A 23,807-nucleotide genomic window follows, 5' to 3' on the forward strand; every position below is an offset into this window, starting at 1 on the left:
TCGTCCTACCGGCCTTTTTCAGCGACGGCCAGACCGTCTTACTTCTTGGTAGCCGCCTTCTTGGCCGGAGCCTTCTTCGGCTTTTCCTCGGCGGCCGGCTCGTCCTTGGGCGCAGCCTTCTTCGCCGGAGCCTTCTTCGCGGGGGCCGCGACCTTTTCTTCCTCGGCTTCGTCCTTCACCGCGTCCTTCTTGGCGGCGGGTTTCTTCGCCGCCGCCTTCTTCGCGGGCTTGGCGTCGTGGTCATGGTCGTGACCGCAGCCCGGGCCGTGGACGTGGCCGTCGTCGTCGGCCTCGATCGCCGCCTCGATCTCTTCGCGCGTCACTTCGCGGTCGCTGATCTCGGCCTTTTCGAACAGGAAGTCGACGACCTTGTCCTCATAGAGCGGGGCGCGGAGCTGCGCCGCGGCGAGCGCGTCCTGCTGGACATATTCGACGAAGCGCTGGCGGTCTTCGGGGCGATACTGCTGCGCCGCCTGCATGACGAGGCGCTGCATTTCCTGCTGGCTGACCTGCACGCCGTGCGCCTGGCCGATTTCGGACAGGAGCAGGCCCAGACGGACGCGGCGCACCGCAATGCTGCGATATTCGTCCTTGTCCTTTTCGAGTTCGGCCTTCGCCGCCTCGGGGTCTTCCTCGTGGCTCGCTTCATGCTCGAGCTGCTGCCAGATCTGGCCGAACTCGGCTTCGACCATCGTCGGCGGCACGTCGAAATCGTGGCTCGCGGCGAGCTGGTCGAGCAGCTTGCGCTTCATGTGGGTGCGCGTCAGGCCGTTCAGTTCCTGCTCGACCTGGTCCTTCATCAGCTCCTTGAGCTTGTCGAGGCTTTCGAGGCCGAGCGACTTGGCGAACTCGTCGTCGATCTTCGACTCGCCCGGAACCTTGATCGCCTTGACGGTGATCGCGAATTCGGCGGGCTGGCCCTTCAGGTCCTCGACCGGATAATCGTCGGGGAAGGTCACCTTGAGGGTCTTTTCGTCGCCGGTCTTCACGCCGACGAGCTGGTCCTCGAAACCGGGGATGAGCTGGCCCGCGCCGATTTCGACCGCCATGTCCTCGCCCGTGCCGCCGTCGAAGGCGACGCCGTCGACGCTGCCCGCGAAGTCGATGATGACCTGGTCGCCGGTCGCGGCCTTCCGGGTCTTCGGCGCGTCTTCGAAGCGCTTCATCTGCGCGGCGAATTCCTCGATCTTGCCCATCACCGCGGCATCATCGGCGGGAACGGTCAGGCGCTCGAGCTTCAGCCCCTCGATCGACGGGGTGGCGATTTCGGGCAGTACTTCCAGCGCAACGGTCAGTTCGGCGTCCTTGCCGGTCTCGTAACCGTCGCCCAGCGTCACCGCGGGCTGCAGCGCGGGGCGCAGCTTTTCCTTGGCGATCAGGTCGCGCACGCCCTGGTCGATCGCCTTGTTCAGCGCGTCGGCCGACAGCGCGGCGCCGTGCATCTTGCGGATCAGGTTCGGCGGAACCTTGCCGGGACGGAAGCCGGGCATGCGCACCGTCGGGGCAATGCTCTTCACCTCGTCGTCGACGCGCGCGTCGATATCCTTGGCGGTGATGGTGACGCGATATTCGCGCTTCAGGCCTTCGTTCAGCGTTTCGACGGTCTTCATTGCCTTGGTCTTATCCTTGCTCAAAATCTCGTTTCGACAACCCCGGCCGGACGGCGGCGTTGCTGGGTCCCGGCTTCAGCTTGCGGAACTGGTGCGGGCGAAGGGACTCGAACCCCCACATCTTGCGATACTGGTACCTAAAACCAGCGCGTCTACCAATTCCGCCACGCCCGCAGGAGCTGTCGGCCGGGTGCACGGATAGGCGCGGAGGTGCCGCGCACGCCCGTGCGGGCCGCGCGGCGCTATAGCAGACCCGCGAGGGAGGGCAAGGCCCGGAACGCCCCCGCGGGCGAAGTTCGGAACGCCCGCCCCCTCCCGCTCGTTGACCGGGTGAGGAGAATGACGATGCCCTTCAAATCCAGCCTCCGCGTCCACGCCGCGGATCCGCTCCCCAAACCCAAACCCGACGTGATCGATCCGGTCGCGCCGCCCGAAAGGCCCGTGCAGCCCGCCCCGCTCGAAGACCCCGCCGGCCAGCCGCTCGAAATCCCCGGAAGCCCCGGCGGCGGCGACATCGACCAGCCCGGCCGCGGTCCGAGCGAAGTCCCGCCCGGACAGGTGTGACCCCGGCGCGGCGCGCGCGCGGAAAGTTTAGCTGGCTAAGCACTTGACCGCGCCCCTCCCCCGCCGCCACTGATGGCGGCGGGAGACTGACAGGATGAAACATATTACCGCGGCGCTCGCGCTGCTGCTCACGACCACGCCGCTCGCCGCGCAGGACGCCACCCTCTACCGCGGCGGCACGATCGTCACGATGGACGGCGACACGCCGCAGACGGTCGAAGCCGTCGTCGCGCGCGACGGCAGGATCGCCTTTGCGGGCCCCGAGAAGGCGGCGCGCGCCGCGGCGGGCAAGGATGCGGTTGTCCGCGACCTCAAGGGCGCGACCATGCTCCCCGGCTTCATCGACGCGCATTCGCACTTCACCGTCGCAACGATGATGGCGGGCGGGCTCGACCTGCGCGACGGCGGCCACCCGCCGGTCACCGACATCCCCGGGCTACAGGCCGCGATCCGCGACTATATCGCGGCGCGCGCGATTCCCGCCGGCGGCTGGGTGATCGTCGGGCAATATGACCATGAAAACCTCGCCGAAAAGCGCCATATCACCCGCGCCGAGCTCGACGCGGTCGCGGCCGACCGCAAGATCGTCGTCCTCCACGTCTCGCTGCACGGGCTCGTCGCCAACAGCGCCACCCTCGCCGCGGCGGGCATCGACGAGAAGACGCCGGTGCCCGAAGGCGGCATCATGCCGCGCGACGCCGCGGGCAAGCTCAACGGCGTTCTCCTCGAAAAGGCGCTCTACCCCGTGTTCGGAGCGCTTCCGCAGCCGACTCCCGAACAGAAGCTCGCGGCGCTCGACGCCGCGCAGGACCGCTATTTCGCCGAGGGCTACACCCATGCGCAGGACGGCGCGTCGCAGCCGCCCGACATCGCTTTCCTGACCAGCCCGGCGGCGCGCGAGCGGCTGCGCATCGACCTCGCCCTCCTCCCCTTTTCGACCGGGCTCGACGCGCTGCTCGCAAACCCCGATATCCGCTTCGGGGCGTATCGGGGGCATGTGAAGCTGCAAGGCATCAAGTTCGTGCTCGACGGCTCGGTGCAGGCGCGCACCGGCTTCTTCACGCGCGACTACGCGCGCGGCAGCCCCGAGGGCGACCACCCCTGGCACGGCCAGCCGATCGTGTCCGACGCCGAATTCCAGGCACAGGCGCGCAAGGTCCACGCCCGCGGCTGGCAATTGTTCGTCCACGCCAATGGCGATGCCGCGATCGACATGGCGATCCGCGGCTTCGACGCGCTCGGGATCAAGGCCGCCGACGACCGCCGCCCGATCGTCATCCATTCGCAGTTCCAGCGCCGCGACCAGCTGCCCGCGTACCGGCGCATCGGCGTCGGCCCCGCCTATTTCTCGAACCACGCCTGGTATTGGGGCGACGTCCACCGCACCAACTTCCCCGCCGGGGTGGTCGATTTCATCAGCCCCTTCGTCTCGGCGCGCGCCGCGGGGCTGATCCCGTCGAACCACAGCGACTTCAGCGTCACCCCGCTCGACACGCGCTTCATGCTCTGGACCTCGATGGCGCGCGTCTCGCCCACCGGCGTCGTCAGCGGCCCCGCCGAACGCCTCGACGCCTATGGCGCGCTCCAGGCGCTCACCACCGGCCCCGCGTGGCAGATCTTCGAGGAAGATCGCAAGGGCCGCATCAGGCCCGGCCTGCTCGCCGACTTCGTCATCCTCGACAAAAACCCGCTGACGACCCCCGTCGATGCGATCAGGGCGATCCGCGTGCTCGAAACGGTGAAGGAAGGCCGGAGCGTGTGGAAGGCGAAGGAGTGACGCCAAATCGGCACCTCGTCGCCCCCCGATCGCACAGCCGCCAGCAACCGCATCAACGGGCCCGGCAAGCCGACGCTGACGGTCGATCGCCGCTCGGGGCGCCTCACGATCGAGACGGTGACCACTTTCCCGGGCCAGTGCGGCAGCGACGCCCGGGGCGCGGGCACCCGCCGCTTCTGACCTCCGTCTCCCGATGAATTTCCGCTTGCGCAAAAAGACTTGCAAAGGCGCTCGACCCGGCTAGCAACCGGAAAGGGTCCGCCGGGGGGTGGGCCCCTTGGGGGTCGCAAAAGGATGCAATGGGGGCGCTGGGCTCGCCGCACGTCGGCAGCCGTCTGTCTGGCCGCGCTGCTCGGGACGAGCGGCGGTGCGCAATCGCCGATTGCCGAAAAGGAAACAGCGCCCGCCGGCACGACCGCGACCCTGCCCGCCGGCACGCCCGTCGCGTTGATGCTCGATGACGAACTGTCGAGCATGGATCGCGCCGTCGGCGACCGGTTCGGCGTCACCGTGCTGCACGATGTCGTCGATCTCAACCGCACCGTCATACCGCGAGGCACCACCGGCTACGGCGAAGTGACCTTCGTCACCAACAAGGGAAGCTTTGGCAAACCCGGCATCATCGGCATCACGCTTCGCGGGCTGGCCCTTGGGAACCGGCAAGTGCGGCTCGATGGTCGCTACCGGGAAGAAGGCGGCAATAAGAATGGCGCCACCGTTGCCACGTGGTTTGCAGTCGGTGTTTTTGCGGGGTTCATCAAGGGCAAGCCCGGCACAATCCCGAAGGGGCGCGAGCTTCAGGCGCGCACGGGGGAAGAGATCGCCTACCCCGTCCCGCCGCTTCCCGTCGCCGAAATCGACGCAGCGTCCTTCGCGCTGACCACCACCCCATTCCAAACACAGTTTGCAACAGGAGAATGACGATGAAATTCCTACCCCCAGCCGTCGCAACCGCGATCGCCGCGACGTGCCTGTCCGCCGCACCAGCCATCGCGCAGGATGCGGGTTCCGTCCCCGAAGTGGCAGCGACGACGCCGGTCCTCGAAGCCGCCGCGGCACCCGTCGCCGCGCCCTCCTGCGAGCTGCGCATCTTTCCGACACTCGAAGGCCAGGCCCAGACGACCGGATGGCTCTCGGGCTTCGGGATTGTCGGCGCCGTCGCCGACGCCGCGGCAAACAAGGACCGCAACCTCAGCGAAGCCGAATATCTGAAGGAAGCGCTCGGACCGCAGATGCAGGTCGACGCGCTCAAATCGATCGACCTTCTCGAAGCGCTCAAGCTGCCGCCGTCGCAGATCATCTGGGAAACGCCGATCGCCGACCGCAAGGTGTCGACCAAGGCGACGACGCGCCTCAGCAACTCGACGGCGCCCTGCTATGTCGAACTGCTCGTGACGCAAAATTTCTACACCAAAAAGGCGATCTACGGCCGGTCACTCAACAACCGTTTCATTTTCAAGGATTTCCGGGGCGGCAAGACCAAGACCGCCATGGTCAAGGGGCGCGGCGGAAACGGCCTTGAGCATTTCCCGCCCAAGACCACCGACGAGACCGAAACAGCCGAAAAGGAATTGCGCGACGTGTTCGTCAAGAATTTCCTCGAATATGCGAAAGGCATCAAGGCCGCGAAGTAAGCCGGCCGGGGCCGGGAATCCGATGGGATTCCCGGCCTCTTTTCCCTTTTTGATCCGGAGGCTTGCTTGCGGAATTTCATCTGCGCCGCTCTTGCTGCGCCCACCGTCCTCGTCGCCCCCGTCAGCCTCGCGGCCCCCAAGGCGCCCGATGCGCCCGATGCGCCCGCAACGCTCGCCGAGAAGGACCGGGCCGTCGCCGGCGGCCGTGCGGTGCAGATCGTTCTGGCACAGCAACAGATCGCGACAAGCGTCGATATCGGACGGGTCATGACCGACGACAGCGGCGGCGGCGGGCTGCTCGGCATGCTGATCATCAGCGGGATGGACGACAAGCGCGAGCGAATGACTGAAAATGCACAGCAGCGCGCCGACGCGACGGTCGTACCGTTGCGCGAAGCGCTCGGGGATTTTGACGTCGCGGCACTCGCCCTCGCAAGCACCGAACGGGCACTCGCGATCCCGCAATGGTTCGCTCCGCAGCGAATCCTGCTGTCCGCCGACGCCTCGCCTGCCGTTCGCAGCGCATTCGTCGCCGACGGCGAAACGCCGCAAATCGCCTTCATCACATACAATTACGGACTGTCCCCCGATTTCACCCAGATTCGCGTCAATGCGGATATCCGGCTGGCCCGCCGCGTCGCCGCCAAGGGCGACAAGGCGGCAACGGTAACCCCGGCCTTCTATCGCCAGACCATCACAAGCATCATCGAATTGCCCAAACGCTCCTACGACCATGGCGAAAATGTCGCGCTGTGGAGTGCCGCCGACGGCGCGCTGGCCAAAAGCTCGCTGACCGTCGCCTTTGCCGAGCTCGAGCGGCTGATCCCCTACGCACTCAACCTCGCCCCCGCCGAACTCAAGGCTTTCGACGCCAAGGATCGGGAGAAGGCTTTTGGCGCCGGCCTCTATGGCCCCCTCGTTTCACGCGCCGAAGACGGATCGGGCGGTCTGTTGATCTGGACGAAAAACGGGCTCGTGAACGTCCGGCCCGCCCGCTAGCGCCCGCTTGCCCCGCGCCGCTCCGCCACCCCGGCGAGCATCGCCGCCAGCGCCGCGGCATCGTGCCAGCGCCCGCCCGCCATCACCCCCAGCGGGGTACGCAGCGTTGCGGGGTTCGCCAACGGATTCTCGGCAACGAGCAACAGGTCGGCGCGCGCGCCCGGTGCGATCACGCCGGACTTCGCCGCCCCCGGCACCGTCTTCGCGATGAATTCGCCCGGCGTGCGCGTCGCCGCCGACAGCGCCTGCCAGGGCGTCAGTCCCGCCGTCCGCATCGCGTCGATCTCGGCGTGCAGCGCAAAGCCGGGCACCAGCCCCGGGATCGTCGGCGCATCGCCGCCGGCGATCAGCGGCGCGCCGGCGTCGGCCATCGCCTTCACGAAGCGCGCCTCGAACGCCACGCGCCGCGCCAGGTCGACCGGCTTTTTCTGATAGCCCGACCCCGCCCAGCCGATCCGGTCGTCGGGCGACAGGTAGCGCGCCTCGGGCGCCGCGAGATAGGCCGCCACCGCTTCGGGCCGGCCGAACTGCGCCGCGATGGTGCGATAGGTGAAAAGGTCCGAGACGACATATGCCCCGTGCGCCTGCACCAGCGCGATCGCCGCGGCAATCTGTGCGTCGGCGGGGGGCGCGTGCGGATCGTCGGCGGGCGGTTCCGGAAAGAAGCCGTAGAAGAATTCCTCGACGTGCGCGACCATCGCCTGCCCTGCCGCGAGCTGCTTCGCGAGCCCGACCGCCTTCACATTGTGGCCGACCACCCCAACGCCCCGCCGCCGCGCCTCGTCGGCCAGCGCCATGAAAGCATCGGCCGACAGATTATTGTAAACCTTGATGAAGCTGTAGCCGTTGGTCTTCGCGATCCCCACGATCGCGCGCGCCTCTTCGGGGGTGCGGATCACCAGATGGCCATATTGCGGATCGCCGTCGACCGCGAGCGCGGTGAAGATTTGCGGCCCCGGCGCCTCGCCCGCATTGACCGCGATCCGCGTCCGCCCGGCAAAGGCGTTGGTCGCCTCGCCCATGTTGAGCATCGTCGTGACGCCGTTCGCGAGCAGCAGGAGCAGGTCGTCGCGCGTCGTCACATGATTGTGCATGTCGGCGAGCCCGGGGACGAGCCAGCCGCCCTTGCCGTCGATCACCGGCGTTCCGGCGGGCAGCTTCGCTTTGGCCCCGATGCTCGCGACACGCCCGTCGGTGACGATCACCGTCGTACGCGCGATGACGCGCTCGCGGTCCATCGGCACGACATTGACATTCTCGAAGACGACCGTCCCCGCCCGCGCGAGCGCCGCGCAGGCGAGCATCATCCACAGCGCCAGCAGCGCACGCAGCAGGCGCTGCGCCGCGTCAACCCGCGCAGAAGGCCGCAAAATCCCGGATCGCCTGCGCGCCCCTCGCGGTCGCCGCCATGTCGGTGACCGTGCCGTCGGCGGTCATCCGCAGCCAGCCGTTCGCGGCAAAGGCGCGGAAAAAGGGAAAGGTCGCGGGCATTTCCTGCGCGGTAAAGGTCGGCAGCTCGTCGGCGTCGGTCGTCCCCGTCAGGCGCACGCGCTGGTCGCCCGATTCGAACTCGATCGCGGTCAGGTCGGGCGCGCCGCCCGAAATCCCCGCGAAGACGCGGTCGCCGCCCTCCTCGCAGCTGAAGTTCAGCGGCTGGTCGTCGGTGCCGTCGACCTCATAGGCAAGGATCGCGCTCTGCACGCGCTCCTCGTCGTTGACGCGCATCGCCCAGTCGTAACCGTCGCTCACCGCGGGCGCCGTCGCAGCGCTCGCCGCGCCGCCCAGAACCAGCGCCAGCGCGCCGCCGACAGGAACCAGAAATCGCTTCATCGTCGCCATCCTTCATCGCCATCATGCATTGATTTCAATGCCCCTGACAACAAGGCCGGTGAATTCGCTGTGAACCCGGTCACTCGGCCGATCAGCCGAGCGCCTTCTTCAGCAGTTCGTTGACGACCTGCGGGTTCGCCTTGCCCTGCATCGCCTTCATCGTCTGCCCGACGAAGAAGCCGAACAGCGCTTCCTTGCCGCCCTTGTACTGCTCGACCTTGTCGGCGTTGGCGGTCAGGATCTTGGCGATCTCGGCCTCGATCGCGTCGGTGTCGCTCGTCTGCTTCAGCCCCTCGCGCTCGACGATCGCGCCCGCGGCGTCGCCGCTTTCGAGCATCTTCTCGAACACCGTCTTCGCGATCGTCCCCGAAATCGTGCCATCGGCGACAAGGCCGAGCAATTCAGCGGCCTGCCCGGGCGAGACCGGCGAGTCGGAAATATCGCGACCCATGCGGTTGAGCGCGCCGAACAGCTCGCTCGTCACCCAGTTCGCCGCCGCGACGGGCTTCGCGCCCGCTTCGAGCAGCGCGTCGAACCAGCGCGCCGCCTCGACCTCGGCGGTCAGCACGTCGGCATTGTACGCCGAAATCCCCGCCGCCAGATAGCGCGCGCGCTTGGCGTCGGGCAGTTCGGGCAGGCTCGCGCGGCATTCCGCCAGAAACGCATCGTCGAGTTCGAGCGGCAACAGGTCGGGATCGGGGAAATAGCGGTAATCATGCGCATCTTCCTTCGACCGCATCGAGCGCGTCTCGTTGCGGTCGGGATCGTAGAGCCGCGTTTCCTGCACCACCGTGCCGCCGCTCTCGATCAGTTCGACCTGGCGCTTCGCCTCGCCCTCGATCACCGCCATCACGAAGCGCACCGAATTGACGTTCTTCGTCTCGGTGCGCGTGCCGAATTCGTCGCCGGGCTTGCGGACGCTGACGTTGACGTCGGCGCGCATCGAGCCCTCTTCCATATTGCCGTCGCACGAGCCGACATAGCGCAGGATCGAGCGCAGCTTGCGCACATAGGCCCCCGCCTCGGCGGGCGAGCGCATGTCGGGGCGCGAGACGATCTCCATCAGCGCGACGCCGCTGCGGTTGAGGTCGACGTAGGACATCGTCGGATGCTGGTCGTGCATCAGCTTGCCGGCGTCCTGCTCGACATGGATGCGCTCGATCCCGATGCGCTTCGCTTCGGGAATCCCCGCCTTCTCATCTTCCTCGATCGTCAGCGAACCTTCGCCGACAAGCGGATGATAAAGCTGCGAAATCTGGTACCCCTGCGGCAGATCGGCATAGAAATAATTCTTGCGGTCGAACCGCGACCATTTGTTGATCTCGGCCTCGATCGCCATGCCCGTGCGCACCGCCTGGCGGATGCACTCGCGGTTCGGCACCGGCAGCATCCCCGGCATCGCGGCGTCGACCAGCGACACCTGCGTATTGGGCTCGGCGCCGAACGCCGTCGCGGCGCCCGAGAACAGCTTGGCGTTGGAGGTGACCTGCGCATGGACCTCGAGGCCGATCACGACCTCCCATTCGCCGGTTTCGCCCTTGATGCGATAATCGCTCATCTTACCACCACTTTTCGGCGCGGGCGTTGAAGCCCGCCCGCTCTTCAATTGCCAGCCCGGCGTTGAGCACGCCCTGCTCGTCGAACGCCTTGCCGATGATCTGCAGCCCGAGCGGCAGCCCTTCGCGGTTCAGCGCGGCGGGAACCGACATCGCGGGCAGCCCCGCAAGGCTCGCGGGCACCGCGAACACATCGTTCAGATACATCGCCAGCGGATCGGCCATCTTTTCGCCCAGCCCGAACGCTGCCGACGGCGCGGTCGGCGCGAGGATCACGTCGCACACCCCGAACGCCTGTTCGAAATCGCGCGCGATCAGCGTCCGCACCTTCTGCGCCTGCGTGTAATAGGCGTCATAGAAGCCCGCCGACAGCACATAGGTGCCGATCATGATGCGGCGCTTGACCTCGGGCCCGAAGCCGTCGGCACGCGTCGCGGCATACATGTCCTGCAACCCCGCGCCCTGCGGCAGGTCGCGCAGCCCGTAGCGCACGCCGTCGTAGCGCGCGAGGTTCGACGACGCCTCGGCGGGCGCGATGATATAATAGGCCGGCAGCGCATATTTGGTGTGCGGCAGGCTGATCTCGACGACCTCGGCCCCCGCATCCTTCAGCATCGCGATGCCCGCATCCCACATCGCGTCGATGTCGGGATCGATGCCTTCGAGGCGATATTCCTTGGGAATACCGACCTTCTTGCCCTTGAGATCACTCGATAAAGCCGCTTCCCAATTTGGCACAGCCATGTTCAGGCTCGTTGCGTCCTTGGGATCGAAGCCCGCCATATTCTCGAGCATGATCGCGCAGTCGCGCACGTCGCGCGCCATCGGCCCCGCTTGGTCGAGCGAGCTTGCGAAGGCGACGATGCCCCAGCGCGAGCAGCGGCCATAGGTCGGCTTGATGCCCGAAATACCGACGAAGGCCGCGGGCTGGCGGATCGAGCCGCCGGTGTCGGTGCCCGTCGCCGCGGGGCACAGCCGCGCCGCGATCGCCGACGACGAACCGCCCGACGAGCCGCCCGGCGCGAGCGCGGCGTTGCCGCCGTCGTTGCGCCGCCAGGGCGAGATCACATTGCCGAAATAGCTCGTCTCGTTCGACGATCCCATCGCGAACTGGTCGAGGTTGAGCTTGCCGAGCATGCCACAACCCGCGTCCCACAATTTCTGCGACACGGTGGACTCGTAGCGCGGCACGAAACCCTCGAGCATATGGCTCGCCGCGGTGGTCTGGACGCCGTTCGTCGCGAACAGATCCTTCATCCCGATCGGCACGCCCGACAGCGGCTTGAGGCTGCCCGCGGCGCGGTCGGCATCGGCCTGCTTCGCGGCGGCCAGCGCATGCTCGGGGGTTTCGACGATAAACGCGTTGAGCGCCTTGGCGCCCGCGACATTGGCGTTGAACGCCTCGGCGACCTCGACGGCGCTGAAATCACCCGCGCGGTGCCCGTCGCGGATCTGCGCGACGGTAAGATTCGTAAGATCAGTCACTATTCGATCACCTTGGGAACACCAAAGAACCCGTGCTGCGGCGCGGGCGCGTTGGCGAGAATATCGTCGCGGCGGTTGCCGCCGGTCAGCGGGTCGGCGTCGACGACATCGTCGCGCAGCCGCAGACTGTTCGGGATCACCGCGGTCATCGGCTCGACCCCGGTCACATCGACCTCGCCGAGTTGCTCGACCCAGCCCAAGATGCCGTTGAGTTCGCCTTCCATCGCGGCGGCTTCGGCATCGCTGATCGCGATGCGCGCCAGCGACGCTATTTTCCTGACCGTTGCCTGATCGATTGCCATGATCGCCCTAACTTTAACGAAGCCGCGCCGCTAGCACCCCCGCCGGATCGCTTCAACCATGATCCTCCCTGTGGCGAAGCCATGGGGAGGTGGCAGCGCGAAGCGCTGACGGAGGGGCGATGACGCAGCCCCTCCACCATCGGCTACGCCGACGGTCCCCCTCCCCACCGCTCCGCGGCAGGGAGGAGCAACTCATTCGAAATCGTCGCCCACCGGCTTGCCGTTGACGAACATCTGCCGGCGCGTCACCCTGCGCACTTCGACCCCGCCCTTTTCGACGTCGTCGACGGTCAGCTCGCGCTGTTTCTGTTCAGCCGGGTCCCTTCCCTCATAATAGTCGCTCCAGACCTTCGTCTTGGGATCGATGGCGAAGTGCGACACCATGCCGGTATGCGAGACTACCGCGACGTGGCTGTCGCCGACCCATTGCGCGATGCAGGGCGCCGTGCGGCAAAAGCTCCGCTCGTCCAGCAGCGCATAAAGTTCGGCGGACAGCGGCCGGGTCGCCGGGAATACACGGACTTTCTCCTCGATCCGGCGCGCACCGAAAGCGGCGTCGCGCGCCGTCATATCCGCGCCGTCGTGATCGAGCGCCCAACGGTCCCGGCTTTTCAGTGCCCATCTCGCGAAGCCCGCTTTCGTCTTGTCGGCCGCCTTCGCCAGTTCGCCCAGCGCCTTGCGCCCGCTCGGGCCGAAATCGAACGCCATCGCCGCCCAGTCGAATTTCTCCGCCTTGACGGCACCGGATTGCAGCCGCGCAACCTGATCGCGCGTCGAGATCGCACCGAAATCGACGATCGGCAGCGCCAGAAAGAGCGCCAGCAACACCAGCCCGATCGCCAGCCGCTGCTGCAAGGGCCGCAACAGGTCGTCGAAATCGCGCCGCCCCTTCACGACCGCCCACAGCCCCGCGACGCCATAGGCGAGCGCGATGATCGCCGCGATCACGCCCCAGATGCGTTCGGGGGTCCAGCCGTACTGGATCACGCGCAAATGCATCGCGTAAAAGGCGATCCCCGCGAGCGGCAGCACCGCGACCGCCAGCGCCGCGGCGGCGCCCTGCAACAGGCGGTTCGGCGACCGCTCCTCGCGCCCGTTGCCGATCGCCGCGTTGAGCAGCAGCACCGCAAAGGCCGCGGCCGCCAACATCAGCGCCGCGGTCGAAAAGCCCGAATCCCACAATTTCTGAAGGCCCGTTCCGAGCAGCGAGAGCAGGAAGAGCAGCAGCGCCACCGCCAGCACCGGCGCCAGCACCGCGAGCACGATCATCACCAGCCGCTGCAGGGTCGAAACCAGTCGGTCGCGCTCGCGCAGCAGCCCGACCGCGCCGCCGAACGCCGCGCCCGCGAGCATCCAGCCGAACCATTCGCCGTTGAACAGGTCGCGGATCAGCGTGATGCCGATCACGTTGAACATCTCGCCGATCAGCAGCACGAGCAGGAAGGTCACGCCGGTAAAGGCCAGCCCCGCCGCACCCAGCACCGCGTCGGTCCACGCGTGGCTGTGCAGCCGGTCGTACGGCATCTGCCACAATTTCCAGAACCGCCAGTCGGCGGCGACGTCGCGCCGCGTCTGGAACAAGGGCGTCGCGACCAGCACCGCGAGGATTCCTGACCAGAACGGCCAGTCAAACGGCGACGCCTGGACGTTATAGCCCGCGCCATTCCACACGATCAGCGCCATCACCGCGCCCCATGCGAGCGCGAACCCCGCCGCCCAGTGCCAGCGCCGCCGCTCGACCCCCAGCACGAAGACCAGCGTCGCGACCGCGACGAACGCCGCCGCCGCGTCGAGCAACGGGGCCGGTTCGGCGACATATTTGCGGTCGACGAACATGTGGAACAACAGCCCGCCAAGCGCACACAGCGTCGCCATGATCCACGGCCGCTGCGGCCACGGCGCGTCGCTCGCGTCCAGCCGGTGCGACAGATGCGGCGAATCGGGCGCGGGCCCGCTTGCATGGGTCTCGGTCATCCCCACATCTGGGCTTGTTTGGCGCGCTGCGGCAAGCCAAATAGCGCGCCGCGGCACCGGACGACCGGACCGTTTTTCCGTTCGTGTCGCGCGAAGTCGAGACAGCCTCAGGTCATGCACGGACGATGGGTATCTCGACTTCGCGCGATGCGAGCGGATAAAGAGGCAAGAACCAGACCGCCTCCCCCTCTCCCCGCCCCATGGAGCCCCAATGGCCCGCAAATTTCTCTACCTCATCGCCGCCGTCATCTTCATCCTGCTCGGCATCGGCATCGCCTATCAGCTCGCGCCGGGCTGGTTCGCGCGCACCGCGCTCGTCCCCAGCACCCAGTTCGTCGAACAGAGCGCCGCGGCGCCCAACGCCTATGACGATCCGAACATGTGGTTCGCGCGCCCCGGGCTCGAAAACGACCCGTCGGGCTGGCGCCCGCCCGAGCCGGGTGGCGATGGCCGCGCGCCCGACAGCGCCAAAGCCGCGACCGACAAGCTGATCCCGCCCGCAAAGGCGGCAACCGCCGCGCCGGCGACCGACGCACCGGTGCCAAAGGGCGACGCCGCGATCTTCTTCGTCCACCCGACGAGCTATTACAGCCGCTCGAGCTGGAACGCCCCGCTCGACGACCGCGACGCCAACCACCGCGCGACGCTGTTCATGCAGGGCATGGCGAGTGCGTTCGGCGATGCGGGCGAGGTGTGGGCGCCGCGCTACCGGCAGGCGACATTGGGCGCCTTTCTTGCCGAGGACCGCGTCACCGCGGGCAAGGCGATCGACGCCGCCTATCGCGACGTCGAACAGGCCTTCGACGCCTTCCTCGAGGGCATTCCGGCGAACAAGCCGATCATCCTCGCGGGGCACAGCCAGGGCGCGCTCCACCTCACCACCTTGCTCAAGAACCGCATCGCGGGCACTCCGCTCGCGAAACGCATCGTCGCGGCGTACATCATCGGCTGGCCGGTCAGCGTCGACACCGACATCGCCCGACTCGGCCTCCCCGCCTGCCAGACCCCCGAGCAAAAGGGCTGCATCCTCAGCTGGGCGAGCTTCGCCGAACCCGCCGATCCGTCGATGGTGCTGGACGCCTATGACGGCACCGTCGGTTTCGACGGCCGCCCGCGCCGCGACACGCGCATGCTGTGCACCAATCCGCTGACCGGCATCCCCGACACCGCGGCGAAGGCTCAGGCCAATCTCGGCACGCTCAAGCCCGTTGACGGCTTCAAGGGCGGCACGCTGGTCGCCGGCAAGATCGGCGCGCACTGCGACGACGCGCGCGGCCTGCTGATGATCGGCAACGCCGACATCGCCAAGGATTATGCCCCGAGCTATGTCCTGCCGGGCAATAATTACCACGTCTTCGACATCACCCTCTTCTGGGAGAATGTCCGCGCCGACGTGCTGCGCCGGCTCGCGACCTACGAAGGCAAACCCTCGCCCGTCCCACCGCTCGCGCCGCCCGAGCCGGTGGAAGCGACCAAGACCGCTGCAAAAGCGAAAGCTTGATGAAGCGTGCCCAGCCCTAATTCCGTTCGTGTCGAGCGAAGTCGAGACACCCCGAAGTCACGCGCCCCGATGGGTGTCTCGACTTCGCTCGACACGAACGGGTAGAGAGGGCTTGTCATGATCACCACCGCCGCCCCCGAATTCGCCGCCGCGCTGCCCGACGGCGGACGCCTGATGGGCCTCGACGTCGGCACCAAGACCATCGGCGTCGCCTTCTGCGATGTGAACTGGAGCTTCGCGACCCCCGACAAGACGCTCATCCGCAAGAAATTCTCGGTCGACCTCGAAGCCCTCAAAGCGCTCATCGCGCAGCATGGCATCATCGGCCTCGTTGTCGGCCTGCCGCTCAACATGGACGGCACCGACAGCCCGCGCACCCAGTCGACGCGCGCCTTCGCGCGCAACCTCGCGCCACTCGGGCTGCCGCTGCTGCTCTGGGACGAACGCTGGTCGACCGCCGCAGTCGAGCGCGCGATGATCGCCGCCGACGTCAGCCGCGCGAAACGCGCGGAACGCGTCGACAGCGCCGCCGCCGCCTTCATCCTCCAGGGCGCGATTGACGCCATGACGCGCTGACGGCCCGCGCGCTTGACCGACTATATCCTCTACTGGCTCGCCGCCGCCAACGGCATCGGTTTCGGCCTGATGGTCGTCGACAAGCGCCGCGCCGAAGCCGGCGCGCGGCGCATCCCCGAATCGACGCTGCTCCGCTGGGCCTTTCTCGGCGGCGCGCTCGGCACCGCCGCCGCCGCGCGCCTCGTCCGCCACAAGACGCGCAAACAGCCCTTCGCGATGTGGATGCTGGTCTGGCTCATATTGTGGACCTTGCTGCTGGCGTTCTGGGCGCTCGGCCTTGTCGACCGACTGATCCTCCCTGTCGCGTAGCGCGTGGTGGAGGGGCCGCGACGTCACGCTATTGGCCCCTCCGTCAGCGCTTCGCGCTGCCACCTCCGCATTGCTTTGCAACAGGGAGGATCTCGACTTGCGATTTTCGCGGGCTCGGCATAGACGCTCGGCTTTAATGACAGCCTCAACCATCCGACCCGCCAGCGACTATCCGCCCGGCGGCGATGCCTTTCGGCACCGCCACCTCACCGGCATCGCCCAGCTCACTCCGTGGGAGATCAGCTACGTTCTCGACGCCGCCGAAGAGTGGGTCGAAATGAACCGCAGCGGTGCCGCCAAGCATGACGACCGGCTCGCGGGGCTGACGATCATCAACGCCTTTTTCGAAAATTCGACGCGCACCCTGCTGTCGTTCGAAATCGCCGGAAAACGCCTCGGCGCCGACGTCGTCAACATGCACGCGGCGCAGTCGAGCGTGAAGAAGGGCGAAACGCTCATCGACACCGCGATGACGCTGAACGCGATGCGCGCCGACGCGATGGTGATCCGCCATGCCTCGTCGGGCGCGGTGCAACTGATCGCCGACAAGGTCGACTGCCCCGTGCTCAACGCCGGCGACGGCCGCCACGAACATCCGACGCAGGCGCTGCTCGACGCGCTCACCATCCGCCGCCGCCTCGGGCGCGTCGAGGGGCTGACGATCGCGATCTGCGGCGACGTCCTCCACAGCCGCGTCGCGCGCTCGAACATTCTCGCGCTCACCCTGCTCGGCAACGAGGTGCGCGTCGTCGCGCCGCGGACGCTCACCCCGCCCGCGATGGAGCGCCTGCATGTCACGACCTTCACCGACATGGACGAAGGCATCGCCGGCGCCGACGTCGTGATGATGCTCCGCCTCCAGAACGAGCGCATGGACGGCGCCTATCTCCCCAGCGCGCGCGAATATCACGCGCTCTACGGCCTCACCCCCAAACGCCTCGAAAAGGCGAAGCCCGACGCGATCGTGATGCACCCCGGCCCGATGAACCGCGGGGTCGAGATCGACAGCAGCGTCGCCGACGACCCGGCGCGCTCGACGATCACCGAACAGGTCGAAATGGGGGTCGCGGTGCGCATGGCGTGCCTCGACATATTGACGCGCCGCAAGCGGGGAGTCGCGGGATGGAACTGACCCCGCTCCTGATCGCCAACGCGCGCCTGCTCGGCGGCGATAGCGTCAGCCTGCTCGTCGAGGATGGCCGCATCGCCGCGCTCAACCCGTCGGACACGCCGATCGGTACCGAAACCGTCGACGCGCACGGCCAGTGGCTCGCCCCCGGGATCATCGACCTCGGCGTCTTCGCGACCGACAAGCCCGCCTTTCATTTCGGCGGTATCACGCGCGCCGCGCTGATGCCCGACAGCGGCCCGCTCGACGGCGCCGGGCTCGTCGAGCGCGCCGCCAAGGGCGGCAAGCCCGACCTCTGGGTCCATCCGATTGCCGCCGCGACCAAGGGCCTCGCGGGCAAGGAACTCGCCGAGATCGGGTTGATGAAACAGGCCGGCGCGCGCGCCGTCGCCACCGGCCGTGCACGCATTGCCGACAGCGGCGTAATGCGCCGCGTGCTCGCCTACGCCGCCTCGCTCGGCCTCACCGTCATCGCGCATGCCGAGGACGAAGGGCTGACCGCGGGCGCGGTCGCGACCGACGGCGAGATGGCGACGCGCCTCGGCCTCGCCTCGGCCCCCGCGATCGCCGAGGCAATGGCGATCGCGCGCGACCTGATCCTCGTCCAGGAAACCGGCGCACCGCTGCATTTTCGTCAGGTCACGACCGGATATGGCTTCGACCTGATCCGCGAAGCCAAGGCAAAGGGCCTCCCCGTCACCTGCGGCATCACCCCCGCGCATCTCTTCCTCTCGGACACCGCGATCGGCGATTTCCGCACCTTCGCGCGCCTGTCGCCGCCGCTGCGCAGCGAGGACGACCGCCGCGCCTGCCTTGCCGCGATCGCCGATGGCACGATCGACGTGCTCGCCTCGGGCCACGACCCGCGCGGGCCCGAAGACAAGCGCCTACCCTTCGCCGAAGCTTTGCCGGGCATGGCGGGCGCCGAGACTTTGCTCGCGATGGGGCTCCAGCTCGTCCGCGACGGCCATGTCTCGCCCGCGCGGCTCTTCGACCTGCTCGCCGCCAACCCCGCGACGCTGCTCGGCCTCGATGCCGGCCGCCTCGAACCCGGCATGGAAGCCGACCTCATCCTGATCGACGAGGGCACCCCGTGGCAGGTCGATGCCAAGAAGATGGCGGCGTGGGCGGGCAACACCCCGTTCGACGGCATGCCGGTGCAGGGCCGCGCAACGATGCTCTGGAAGGGCGGCATCCGCATCCGCTAGCCCCCGCCCTTTCCGCGGCCCGGCTTCAGAAATTCTTCAGAAGTCCGTCAAGACCCCCGCGATCCGCCCGCCTAGGCCGAACCCCGCCCATCGGGTTTGGGTTTCTTTGAGTGGAGGGTCGGATGCAATTGAACACGGGCACGGGACTTTGGGCGGCGGCGATGCTGCTGCTCGCGGGATGCGGCGGCGGCGGCGACGCCGGCGATCGGGCAAAGGACAAGGGCGGCGCGACGACCGACGCGGCACCCGCCGCGTCGACCTCATCGGCCTGCCCCAAGGCACCCGCCGGCGCGCCCACCATCCAGGGCGTCGCGATCGGGATGACCGGGGCCGAGGCGATCGCCGCGCTCAAATGCGCCGACGCCGGCTACCGCGCCGACTATGCCCCGCGCAGCGGCACCGGCGTGCCCTGGCTGCCCGACGGCACCTATATGCGCCTCAGCATCGTCGGCGGCCGTTCGGACGACAAGTCGCAGGACAAGGTCAGCGTCGAGATCTACGGGCTGAAGGGCGAGGAGCGCGTCATCGGCGTGTATCGCGAGATCTTCTTCTATGCCGGCGGCCAGCCGCTGATCGACAAGACGAAGGAGCAACTCGTCGCCAAATATGGCGCGCTCGAACCGATCGCGCCGCCCAACATGGGAAGCGGCCTCGCCGAAGAGATCGGCATCGCGCGCGACAGCGCCGGTGCGCCGTTGCCGCGAACGAGCGACGGCATGATGCAGAACCGCTGCTGGGGCGGCGACGGCTATGCGGCGCGCGATGCGCAATGCGGATCGAGCATCTTTGCGCGGATCGGCATCGATTCGGGCAACCCGCAGCTGGTGTCGAACATGCGGCTGAGCCTCGACAACGGCAGCTATGCGGCAAAGGTCATGCAGGAAACCGACGCCAGGATCGCGGCGACGCAGCAACAGGCGAAAAATGCCGACACCGCGGCGGCGGCCGACCGGACGCCGTCGTTCTAGGGCCGATCGACATTCAGGAGATGGCGAGTCGAAAATGGTGGTTTTCCGTGACCCGGAGCGCAGCGTGCTCATGGCACGTGAGCACCGGAAGCGCGGAAGGCCGCCATTTGCAGGCCACCAGAACGGAATGTCGATCGGCCCTAGCCCATCACCCACGACCGCCGCGGATAGCCCTGCGCCCACAGCAGCGCGGTCAGGTCGTGGTGCCGGATCGCGGCGTCGGCCGCCTCGGCGCACGCCGGGTGCGGGTGGTAACCGATCCCCAGCCCCGCGGCGGTGATCATCGGAATGTCGTTCGCGCCGTCGCCGACCGCCAGCGTCTCGGCCAGCGGCAGCCCGTGCGCGGCGGCCTCGGCGCGCAGCGTGTCGAGCTTCGCGGCGCTGTCGACGACCGGTTCGAGCACGCGCCCCGACAACTGGCCGCCCGCAATCTCCAGATGGTTGGCGACGACCTTGTCGAAACCGACCGCCTCGCCCACCGGCCCCGCAAAGGCGGTGAAGCCGCCCGAAATCAGCACCGCATGCGCGCCGTGCGCCTTCATCGTCTGCACCAGCGTGCGCGCCCCGCGCGTCAGCTTCACCCGCTCCATCCGGCATTCGGCTAGCACGCTTTCGGCGAGCCCCGCGAGCAGCCCGACGCGCTCGAACAGCGCGGCGCGGAAATCGAGTTCGCCGCGCATCGCGCGCTCGGTGATCGCCGCGATCTGCGGCTTGATCCCGGCATAATCGGCCAGTTCATCGATGCATTCGACGGTGATCATCGTCGAATCCATGTCGGCGATGATCAGCTTCTTGGCGCGGTCGCCCAGCGGCTGGACGACGACGTCGAGCGCGCCATGATCCATCTTCGCCAGTTCGGCGCGCGCGCTGACCAGGCTACCCTGGAACATGATGTCGGCGGCGTCATGCTCGTCGAGCCAGTGCGGCGCGCCGACGTCGTGCCCCGTCGCGTCGAGCCGGTCGATCGCTTCGCGAACCACCTCGTCGGTCAGCTTTCCGGCTGCTATCAGCGTCGCGACGAACATGGCCCATTCTCCTTTTCTCGACGCCCGGCGGCCGCCGGTGGCGCTTATTGCCGGACCGACCGCGAGCGGCAAGAGCGCATTGGCGGTCGCGCTCGCAAAGAGCATCGGCCAGGATGTCATCGTCGTCAACGCCGACGCGAGCCAGGTCTATGCCGACCTCGCCATCCTCTCGGCCCGCCCGACCGCGGAGGAAATGCAGGGCGTGCCGCACCATCTCTTCGGTCATGTCGACGCCGCCGACGCCTGCAACGCCGCGCGCTGGTCCGATGCGGCGCGCGACCTGATCGGGCACGCGCACGCCGCGGGACAGCTTCCCATCCTCGTCGGCGGCACCGGCCTCTATCTGCGCACGCTGCTGTTCGGCATCGCGCCCGTCCCCGACATCGACCCGGCGATCCGCGAGGCCGTGCGCGCGCTGCCCGTCGCCGACGCGCACGCCGCGCTCGCGCTCGCCGATCCCGCCGCCGCGGCGCGTCTCGCCCCCGCCGACACCACCCGCGTCGCGCGCGCGCTCGAGGTCGTCCGCGCCACCGGCCGCACCCTCGCCGCATGGCAGGAGGCGCGCGAAGGCGGCATCGCCGACCGCATCGCCCTCGCGCCGATGATCCTGCTGCCGCCGCGCGACTGGCTCCGCGCGCGCTGCGACCGCCGGCTCGAAGCGATGTTCGACGGCGGCGCGATCGCCGAGGTCGAGGCACTGCTCGCGCGCGATCTCGACCCCGACCTTCCCGCCATGCGCGCGATCGGGGTGCCGCAGATCGCGGCGCTGCTGCGCGGCGATCTGTCGCGCGACGCCGCGCTCGAACAGGCGCAGGCCGCAACGCGCCAATATGCCAAGCGCCAATATACGTGGTTCCGCCACCAGCCGCCTGCGGGCTGGCCACGCCACGACGAGTCATTATCCATCGATTCAATTGACCAATTAGCAATAAAATTACGCGATACGCTGTTGACAAGATAGAATCATGCACCTATTGCCCGCAGCCCTGTTGCAGCGCACAAGCGCCCCCGCTTGCGCGCCTGCAAGGATCGAGGAAGGAGTAAAATCGTGACGGAAATGAGCGGTGCCGACATGGTGGTTCAGGCGCTGGTCGACCTCGGGGTCGATACAGTGTTCGGCTATCCGGGCGGCGCAGTCCTTCCGATCTACGACGCGCTCTTCAACCACCCGACGATCAAGCATGTCCTCGTGCGCCACGAACAGGCGGCGACCCACGCGGCAGAGGGCTATGCGCGCTCGACGGGCAAGCCCGGCGTCGTGCTCGTCACCTCGGGCCCAGGCGCGACCAATGCCGTCACCGGCATCACCGACGCGCTGCTCGATTCGATCCCGATGATCGTGCTCACCGGCCAGGTCCCGACGACGCTGATCGGCACCGACGCCTTCCAGGAATGCGACACCGTCGGCATCACCCGCCACTGCACCAAGCATAATTATCTGGTGATGGACCCCGACCGCCTCGGCGCAATCATGCACGAGGCCTTCTACATCGCCACCCACGGCCGCCCCGGCCCGGTGGTCATCGACATCCCGAAAAATGTGCAGGTCGCCACGGGCACCTATCGCGTGCCCGCGATGATCGACCACCAGAGCTATCGTCCGCAGGTCGAACCCGACGCCGACGCGATCGGCCAGGCCATCGACATGATCGCCGCCGCCGAACGCCCGGTCTTCTACACCGGCGGCGGGGTGATCAACGCCGGCCCCGACGCCAGCGCCGCCTTGCGCCAGCTCGTGTCGCTCACCGGCGCGCCGATCACCTCGACCCTCATGGGGCTCGGCGCCTTCCCGTCGGACGATCCCAAATGGCTCGGCATGCTCGGCATGCACGGCACCTATGAATCGAACATGGCGATGAACCGTGCCGACCTGATCATCGCGGTCGGCGCGCGCTTCGACGACCGCGTCACCGGCCGCCTCGACGCCTTCTCGCCCGATTCGAAGAAGATCCACATCGACATCGACCGTTCGTCGATCAACAAGATCGTCCCCGTCGACCTCGCGATCGTCGGCGATGCCGGCCGCGCGCTCGACGCGCTGATCGCGGCGTGGCAGGACAAGAACCACAAGGCGCGCGACTATGGCGAATGGTGGCGCCGCATCGACGGCTGGCGCGCCACGCGCTGCCTCGACTTCCCCGAAAAGAAGGAAGCCGGCGCCGAAATCATGCCGCAGCGCGCGGTGCGCGCGCTGTTCGACGCGACGCGCGGGCGCGACCCGATCATCACCACCGAGGTCGGCCAGCACCAGATGTGGGCGGCGCAGCATTTCGGCTTCTCGGCGCCCAACCGCTGGCTCACCTCGGGCGGGCTCGGCACGATGGGCTACGGCTTTCCCGCCGCGGTCGGCGCACAGATCGCCAACCCGAACCGCCTCGTCATCTGCATCGCGGGCGAAGCCTCGCTCCAGATGAACATCCAGGAAATGGGCACGGTCAGCCAGTACCGCCTGCCGGTGAAGATCTTCATCCTCAACAATGAATGGATGGGGATGGTCCGCCAGTGGCAGGAGCTGACCTACGAAAGCCGCTATTCGAACAGCTATTCGGACAGCCTGCCCGATTTCGTGAAGCTCGCCGACGCCTATGGCTGGACCGGGCTGCGCATCGACACGCTGGGCGAGCTCGAGGACGGCATCCGCACGATGATCGAGACCCCGGGTCCGGTGATCGTCGACTGCCGCGTCGCAAAACTCGCCAACTGCTTCCCGATGATCCCGTCGGGCGCGGCGCACACCGACATGATCCTCCAGCCGAGCGACGTCACCGGCACGATGGACGACGAAGCCAAGGCACTGGTGTAAATCCATGAAAATCCAAACCGAAACGGGCGAGCGCCACGTGCTCGCCGTCACCGTCGACAACGAGGCCGGGGTGCTCGCCAAGATCACCGGGCTGTTCACCGCGCGCGGCTATAATATCGAAAGCCTGACGGTCGCCGACATCACCGCCGACCATGCGCTGTCGCGGATCACCATCGTGACCTCGGGACCGCCGCCGGTCATCGACCAGATCATCGCGCAGCTCGACCGCCTCGTTCCGGTGCACAAGGTCACCGACCTCACCGACCAGGGCGCGCACGTCGAGCGCGAGATCGCGCTGGTCAAGGTCGCGGGGACCGGCGAAAAGCGCATCGAGGCGCTGCGCCTCGCCGACGTGTTTCGCGCCAAGGTGGTCGACACCACGCTCACCAGCTTCATCTTCGAAATCACCGGGAACAGCGACAAGGTCGACCGCTTCATCGCGCTGATGCGCGAATGCGGGCTGGTCGAGGTCGGCCGCACCGGCGTCGTCGCCATCGGCCGCGGGCCGGAGGCGCTCTGAGTCACCGTCATCCCAGCGAAAGCTGGGATCGCACGCA

The 23,807-nt window shown here is 67.7% G+C and carries 22 protein-coding genes and 1 tRNA gene; 14 read left to right on the forward strand and 9 right to left on the reverse strand.

What is annotated here, in order from left to right; translation table 11 throughout:
• Nucleotides 1–38: 38 nt before the first annotated feature.
• On the reverse strand, nt 39–1,610 hold the full coding sequence (gene tig, locus EAO27_RS10440; RefSeq protein WP_242780309.1) for a trigger factor: 1,572 nt from the start codon (nt 1,608–1,610) through the stop codon (nt 39–41).
• An 89-nt stretch (nt 1,611–1,699) separates the two neighbouring features.
• Nucleotides 1,700–1,784: transfer RNA gene (locus EAO27_RS10445), tRNA-Leu, on the reverse strand.
• Between the two features lie 171 nt (nt 1,785–1,955).
• Here EAO27_RS10445 and EAO27_RS10450 point away from each other — a divergent pair.
• From EAO27_RS10450 to EAO27_RS10470, 5 genes are all read left to right on the forward strand, one after another.
• Nucleotides 1,956–2,174 (forward strand): hypothetical protein, encoded by a 219-nt coding sequence (locus EAO27_RS10450; protein ID WP_242780311.1) that lies wholly within the window; start codon nt 1,956–1,958, stop codon nt 2,172–2,174.
• Between the two features lie 94 nt (nt 2,175–2,268).
• The gene (locus EAO27_RS10455) at nt 2,269–3,951 is read left to right on the forward strand and encodes an amidohydrolase (protein WP_242780313.1); all 1,683 of its coding nucleotides are present in this window, start codon (nt 2,269–2,271) and stop codon (nt 3,949–3,951) included.
• Between the two features lie 294 nt (nt 3,952–4,245).
• On the forward strand, nt 4,246–4,872 hold the full coding sequence (locus tag EAO27_RS10460; RefSeq protein WP_242780315.1) for a hypothetical protein: 627 nt from the start codon (nt 4,246–4,248) through the stop codon (nt 4,870–4,872).
• 2 nt (nt 4,873–4,874) lie between these two features.
• A complete protein-coding gene (locus EAO27_RS10465; RefSeq protein WP_242780317.1) occupies nt 4,875–5,585 on the forward strand; it encodes a hypothetical protein in 711 nt (236 codons plus the stop codon).
• A 66-nt stretch (nt 5,586–5,651) separates the two neighbouring features.
• Nucleotides 5,652–6,584: a hypothetical protein gene (locus EAO27_RS10470; RefSeq protein WP_242780319.1), complete on the forward strand. Its 933-nt coding sequence runs from the start codon at nt 5,652–5,654 to the stop codon at nt 6,582–6,584.
• Here the strand turns inward: EAO27_RS10470 and EAO27_RS10475 are convergent.
• The 6 genes from EAO27_RS10475 to EAO27_RS10500 all read right to left on the reverse strand — a co-directional run bounded on the left by EAO27_RS10475 (nt 6,581) and on the right by EAO27_RS10500 (nt 13,731).
• The gene (locus EAO27_RS10475) at nt 6,581–7,954 is read right to left on the reverse strand and encodes an amidohydrolase family protein (protein WP_242780321.1); all 1,374 of its coding nucleotides are present in this window, start codon (nt 7,952–7,954) and stop codon (nt 6,581–6,583) included. The genes EAO27_RS10470 and EAO27_RS10475 overlap by 4 nt on opposite strands.
• On the reverse strand, nt 7,932–8,414 hold the full coding sequence (locus EAO27_RS10480) for a hypothetical protein (RefSeq protein WP_242780323.1): 483 nt from the start codon (nt 8,412–8,414) through the stop codon (nt 7,932–7,934). The genes EAO27_RS10475 and EAO27_RS10480 overlap by 23 nt, the downstream gene beginning before the upstream one ends.
• 91 nt (nt 8,415–8,505) lie before the next feature.
• On the reverse strand, nt 8,506–9,972 hold the full coding sequence (gene gatB, locus EAO27_RS10485) for an Asp-tRNA(Asn)/Glu-tRNA(Gln) amidotransferase subunit GatB (RefSeq protein ID WP_242780325.1): 1,467 nt from the start codon (nt 9,970–9,972) through the stop codon (nt 8,506–8,508).
• A 1-nt stretch (nt 9,973) separates the two neighbouring features.
• Entirely contained in the window at nt 9,974–11,455 is a 1,482-nt protein-coding gene (gene gatA / locus EAO27_RS10490; protein ID WP_242780327.1) for an Asp-tRNA(Asn)/Glu-tRNA(Gln) amidotransferase subunit GatA, read from the reverse strand.
• On the reverse strand, nt 11,455–11,757 hold the full coding sequence (gene gatC / locus EAO27_RS10495; protein WP_242780329.1) for an Asp-tRNA(Asn)/Glu-tRNA(Gln) amidotransferase subunit GatC: 303 nt from the start codon (nt 11,755–11,757) through the stop codon (nt 11,455–11,457). Before gatC ends, gatA begins: the two co-directional genes overlap by 1 nt.
• Before the next feature lie 192 nt (nt 11,758–11,949).
• Entirely contained in the window at nt 11,950–13,731 is a 1,782-nt protein-coding gene (locus EAO27_RS10500) for a DUF4153 domain-containing protein (RefSeq protein ID WP_242780331.1), read from the reverse strand.
• Between the two features lie 211 nt (nt 13,732–13,942).
• Here EAO27_RS10500 and EAO27_RS10505 point away from each other — a divergent pair, with 211 nt between their 5' ends.
• The 6 genes from EAO27_RS10505 to EAO27_RS10530 all read left to right on the forward strand — a co-directional run bounded on the left by EAO27_RS10505 (nt 13,943) and on the right by EAO27_RS10530 (nt 19,422).
• Nucleotides 13,943–15,232 carry a DUF3089 domain-containing protein gene (locus tag EAO27_RS10505; RefSeq protein ID WP_242780333.1) on the forward strand — a complete coding sequence of 430 codons (1,290 nt, stop codon included), beginning with the start codon at nt 13,943–13,945 and terminating at the stop codon, nt 15,230–15,232.
• 117 nt (nt 15,233–15,349) lie between these two features.
• Nucleotides 15,350–15,808: a Holliday junction resolvase RuvX gene (gene ruvX / locus EAO27_RS10510; RefSeq protein WP_242780335.1), complete on the forward strand. Its 459-nt coding sequence runs from the start codon at nt 15,350–15,352 to the stop codon at nt 15,806–15,808.
• A 12-nt stretch (nt 15,809–15,820) separates the two neighbouring features.
• Nucleotides 15,821–16,117, forward strand: coding sequence for a DUF1294 domain-containing protein (locus tag EAO27_RS10515; RefSeq protein ID WP_242780337.1), 297 nt, complete (start codon nt 15,821–15,823; stop codon nt 16,115–16,117).
• Between the two features lie 136 nt (nt 16,118–16,253).
• A complete protein-coding gene (locus tag EAO27_RS10520) occupies nt 16,254–17,249 on the forward strand; it encodes an aspartate carbamoyltransferase catalytic subunit (protein WP_242780339.1) in 996 nt (331 codons plus the stop codon).
• Nucleotides 17,240–18,454, forward strand: a complete 1,215-nt coding sequence (locus tag EAO27_RS10525; RefSeq protein WP_242780341.1) for a dihydroorotase — start codon at nt 17,240–17,242, stop codon at nt 18,452–18,454. The genes EAO27_RS10520 and EAO27_RS10525 overlap by 10 nt, the downstream gene beginning before the upstream one ends.
• Before the next feature lie 122 nt (nt 18,455–18,576).
• Entirely contained in the window at nt 18,577–19,422 is an 846-nt protein-coding gene (locus tag EAO27_RS10530; RefSeq protein WP_242780343.1) for a hypothetical protein, read from the forward strand.
• Between the two features lie 140 nt (nt 19,423–19,562).
• Here the strand turns inward: EAO27_RS10530 and serB are convergent, their stop codons facing one another.
• Nucleotides 19,563–20,447: a phosphoserine phosphatase SerB gene (serB, locus tag EAO27_RS10535; RefSeq protein WP_242780345.1), complete on the reverse strand. Its 885-nt coding sequence runs from the start codon at nt 20,445–20,447 to the stop codon at nt 19,563–19,565.
• Between serB and miaA the strand changes: the two genes are divergently transcribed.
• From miaA to ilvN, 3 genes are all read left to right on the forward strand, one after another.
• Nucleotides 20,446–21,408 carry a tRNA (adenosine(37)-N6)-dimethylallyltransferase MiaA gene (gene miaA, locus EAO27_RS10540; RefSeq protein ID WP_242780347.1) on the forward strand — a complete coding sequence of 321 codons (963 nt, stop codon included), beginning with the start codon at nt 20,446–20,448 and terminating at the stop codon, nt 21,406–21,408. The genes serB and miaA overlap by 2 nt on opposite strands.
• A gap of 87 nt (nt 21,409–21,495) precedes the next feature.
• A complete protein-coding gene (ilvB, locus tag EAO27_RS10545) occupies nt 21,496–23,250 on the forward strand; it encodes a biosynthetic-type acetolactate synthase large subunit (RefSeq protein ID WP_242780349.1) in 1,755 nt (584 codons plus the stop codon).
• A 4-nt stretch (nt 23,251–23,254) separates the two neighbouring features.
• Entirely contained in the window at nt 23,255–23,770 is a 516-nt protein-coding gene (ilvN, locus tag EAO27_RS10550) for an acetolactate synthase small subunit (RefSeq protein WP_242780351.1), read from the forward strand.
• The last annotated feature ends 37 nt before the right edge of the window (nt 23,771–23,807 follow it).

Origin of the sequence: Sphingopyxis sp. YF1 (genome assembly GCF_022701295.1) — a bacterium.
GTDB lineage: Bacteria > Pseudomonadota > Alphaproteobacteria > Sphingomonadales > Sphingomonadaceae > Sphingopyxis.